This is a genomic window from Helicobacter valdiviensis (assembly GCF_003245365.1).
In the GTDB taxonomy this organism is placed as follows: Bacteria; Campylobacterota; Campylobacteria; order Campylobacterales; family Helicobacteraceae; genus Helicobacter_D; species Helicobacter_D valdiviensis.
In genome coordinates this window covers 1-2687 of the sequence record NZ_NBIU01000068.1, presented here as the reverse complement: position 1 = coordinate 2687, position 2687 = coordinate 1, and the positions used below count along the sequence as shown (strand labels likewise).

The window sequence follows — 2687 nt, the reverse complement described above, 5'->3', positions numbered from 1 at the left end:
ACTCTTTTGTAAATCAATAATGATTTTTTCATTATAGAAATCTTTGAGAATTAAATCTAGGATTTCTTTGCTAAAGTTGTTACCCTCTAAATCTATTTTGGTATAAGTATCCTTTGTGTTTAAATAAGTATCTTGGTTTGAAGTCGGTGGAATAATCGTAGGTTCTGTTACACTAGAATCATTGGTAAAGATTAAATTGCCTTTAGCATCTTCTTTTATGCTAGTGATTCCATCTTTTACATCTTGATTAAAATTGTCTAGATTATTGCTAGTTGTAATGGGATTACCGATAATTTCAAATTTTGTATATTTTTTTCCTATTTCTTCTAAGTCTTTTATTTCGCTATTGCTTGAATAATACAAATTAATGTTATCTTGTTGTATTCCTGTATCCGAATGCGTCGTTGATTCTTCGGTATAATCACCAGCAACACCTATAAATTGACCTACTGCACTCTCCCATGGATCTATATCATTACTGTTATCTTTGCCACTAGTTTTTATTGTAGCACCTTCTTTAAACTTTATATAGATATTGCTAAATTTTGCAGGAGTATCTTTGGAAGTGAATACAAATCCTGCAAACCCACCAGCAGTAGCATCAATGATACCAGAACCAGTGCATATAGAACATTCACTGTCAGTTTCTTTTTCCATATCTACAGCTTCTATGCTACCAATACCATTCAATACAATGTTTTCAAAAACTGGATTTTTTCCATAAATAGTCCCTACAAATCCTCCCGCACTCACTTCATCTATATCAGTCCCTCCAAACGCCTTAATATCTCCAATATTATTAATAGAGATATTTTTAAAAGTTCCTCCATTAATTTTCCCAGCAAATCCACCTGCATTAGCATATACTCCACGTGAACTATTGATAATTATATCTCCTATATTACTAATAGAAATGTTTTCAAAAGTTCCTCCGTCAATTTTCCCAGCAAATCCACCTACATAAAGACCACGCCCACTATTATCTCCACTAATGCTTCCAATATCGCTAATTGAAATATTGCTAAATTTGCCTCCATTAATTAATGTAGCAAATCCCGAACCTCCAATAATGGAACCAATATTGCTAATTGAAATATTATCAAATTTCCCACTAGCACTACCTCCAAAACCACCTATTTCTACAAAACCATAATGGCTTCCAACCAATTTACCAATATTGCTAATTTTAATATTGCTAAATTCCCCACTAGCACTACCAAAACCAGAACCATCAATAAAATTTATATTTTTGATTATAATATTACTTCCCTCACCACTAATATTACCAAATCCACTTCCTCTTCCAACTTCATAAAAATCATCAGGAGTGCTACTTATTATTGAACCAACATTAGTTATTGAGATATTATTAAACTTGCCCTTAGCACTTGGAGTAAATCCACCCAAATAAGCATCAATATCACCACCTCTTTTAATAGTTCCAATTTTATCAATTGCTACATTAGAAACATTTATGGAATCTATCGTTGTTTTACTTGAGCTCCCTAAAAATCCACCAATTTCTAAATAGCCAGAATATCCACCATTTGCATATTTTGGATTTTTTACAGTTTCTATACTTGAAATATTTTTAAGAGTGATATTGCTAAATTCTATCTCTCCGCTTCCAAGAGTAGCCATCCCTACAAACCCACCAACTCCGATTGAATATTCTTCTAATGCTTTAATTCCACCATTTCCATAATCAATATTAATATTGCTAAATTTTGCACCATTTCCAACAGTAGCAAAAATACCCACATTTCTTGCATTTTCTATTTTACTTGTATCAATATTAATATTCTTTAGTGTATAGCCTTGTCCATTGAAAGCTTTATTAAAGGATTTATCTATAAGCAAAGATGGGCCTCCAGATACTCCTTTATATAAATAATACCCTATCATCATACTTGTCCGCTCATCATCTTGCTTAATGCCATCATCATTAAAATCAATCCAATAATTAGCATAATTTTGTCCTGTGCAGTTACCTTTGCTATCGCAATTAGCCCCAAAGTCTATATTGTTGGTTAATCTATATTCACTCGCAGTTTCTCTAAAAGCTTTACCTACTTCTTCATTGTTTAAATCATACTCATTCCACCCTTTTGCAAAATGCCACCAATCTACATCACTACCAATAGAAATGTATTGGTTATGTGTGTCTTTAATATTTGTAAAAGAGCTATATGTATTATTCCAAGCATTTGTATTATAATAATATCCTGTAGCACTTAGATAAAGATTTCCATCTTTATTTGCTTTTAGATTTAAAGTAGGATTATTTTCTAGTGTAGCCACATCAATATTAATAGTATTTCCCTCTATATTAATATTATTTGTATTAATTTTATTAACACCTATTTTTCCATCCTCTTGTAAATTTACTCCAGCTTGTAAGATTACTCTATTCCCTACTAATTTTACATTACCTGCATTAATACTTCCTTTGTTTATAATATCTCCTCTAGTGCTATTAGATTTAAACACAGGAGAGAAAGAAGCTAAAGTATTATCCTCATTAGCTTCTTTAAAAGCATTAAGTGTATCTGTATCTATAGCAGATGTAGAAATACCAAACTTATTAGCATTAATACTTCCACTCTCTGTTACTATTACCCCACTAGGATTTACAATAAATACATTATTATTGTTTCCTTGTAATAATCCTGCAATTATAGAAGGAT

Annotated in this window: 1 protein-coding gene; it reads right to left on the bottom strand. The window is 31.3% G+C overall.

Annotated elements, in window-relative coordinates; all coding sequences use genetic code 11:
• On the bottom strand, nucleotides 1–2687 hold a 2687-nt coding region (locus B6S12_RS11230), incomplete at both ends, for a hypothetical protein (RefSeq protein WP_111230712.1).